Origin of the sequence: Pseudoalteromonas sp. SR45-5 (assembly GCF_014163565.1) — a bacterium.
GTDB classification, from domain to species: domain Bacteria; phylum Pseudomonadota; class Gammaproteobacteria; order Enterobacterales; family Alteromonadaceae; genus Pseudoalteromonas; species Pseudoalteromonas distincta.
On sequence record NZ_JACJDN010000837.1, the window covers coordinates 1 to 1,411 of the forward strand.

Sequence of the window (1,411 nt, forward strand, 5' to 3'; positions counted from 1 at the left end):
CTTACCAAATACCTCAAACGAGATATTAAATTGATCTTGGTAAAAGTCTTTAATGGCTAAATTATCAAGCGGCTCATTTTGGCCAAACTGGTTACACGGAAACGCAAGCACAGTAAAACCATTGCTTTTGTATTGCTGGTAGAGCTTTTCGAGTGCGTTTAATTGCACCGAAAAATTACACTTACTCGCTGTATTAACAATAAGGACGGTTTTGCCCTGTAACTGACTAAGAGGAAAATTTTCGCTGTTATAAAGTGGTGCATTAAATTGATAAATACTGTCCATAGGTTACCTACTTACCTTTCCTGTTAAGGAAATTTTATAAAGACTTTCATTCGCTTTTTTATCGACCGGTTGACATAATCGAGGTCTAGTTTCTAAGTTATCAGTTAAATAGGTCATTTTTATGTCAATGAAAGTCGCATTTATAGGTTTAGGCGTAATGGGTTACCCAATGGCGGGGCACTTAGCAAAAGCAGGGCACAGCGTATGCGTTTATAACCGCACTCAAGCTAAAGCTCAAATGTGGACTGCAGAACATTCAGGAAGCTTTGCATCAACCCCGCGCGAAGCTGCCAGCAATGCCGATATTGTATTTATGTGTGTTGGGAATGATGACGATTTACGCTCAGTAGTGTATGGCGACGACGGCGTGTTAGCGGGCATGCTGCCGCACACTGTTTTGGTTGATCACACAACAACCTCTGCCGAAGTAGCCCGCGAAGTGGCTGCAAAAGCGGCTCTGCAAAATATCGACTTTATAGATGCGCCTGTATCGGGCGGACAAGCTGGCGCCGAAAACGGCGTATTAACGGTTATGGCGGGTGGTAGTGAAGCTGTATTTGCTAAAGCGCAGCCAGTAATGGCGGCGTTTAGTCGCTTTAGCCAATTACTAGGCGGCGTTGGCTCGGGACAACTTTGTAAAATGGTTAATCAAATTTGTATTGCTGGTGTAGTGCAAGGTTTAGCCGAAGGCTTACATTTTGCCAAGCAAGCTGGGCTTGATGGTGAAAAAGTTATAGAGACCATTTCTAAAGGTGCAGCCGGTTCGTGGCAAATGGAAAACCGCTACAAAACAATGTGGGCGGGTGAATATGAGTTTGGTTTTGCCGTAGATTGGATGCGTAAAGATTTAGGCATAGCACTCGATGAAGCTAAAAACAACGGCGCTACTTTACCAATGACCGCAACGGTCGATCAATATTACGCCGACGTACAAGCACTCGGCGGTGGCAGATACGACACCTCAAGCTTACTAGCACGCATTGAAGCGCTGCATAAAAAATAACGCTGTAGACGCGAAGCTTGCTTGCGTGACGGGCAAAGCCCGTAAAAGTGACTTATTCACAAAGAGGTTTAGAGGCGCTGCGCTTTTAGAGGAAGTAATAGATCTAAAAAGTTATTGTTTTTA

The 1,411-nt window shown here is 44.0% G+C and carries 1 protein-coding gene and 1 pseudogene; one reads left to right on the forward strand and one right to left on the reverse strand.

Going from position 1 to position 1,411, the window contains the following annotated elements:
- Nucleotides 1-285, reverse strand: a pseudogene (locus H5072_RS19460) (glutathione peroxidase); the annotation flags it as partial.
- Between the two features lie 121 nt (nt 286-406).
- Between H5072_RS19460 and H5072_RS19465 the strand changes: the two are divergent.
- Nucleotides 407-1,288 carry an NAD(P)-dependent oxidoreductase gene (locus H5072_RS19465; protein WP_182694509.1) on the forward strand — a complete coding sequence of 294 codons (882 nt, stop codon included), beginning with the start codon at nt 407-409 and terminating at the stop codon, nt 1,286-1,288.
- The last annotated feature ends 123 nt before the right edge of the window (nt 1,289-1,411 follow it).

Bases quoted from the DNA above. Each gene is read 5' to 3' on its own strand.
- H5072_RS19465 (WP_182694509.1), top strand. From the start codon at position 407: ATGTCAATGAAAGTCGCATTTATAGGTTTAGGCGTAATGGGTTACCCA.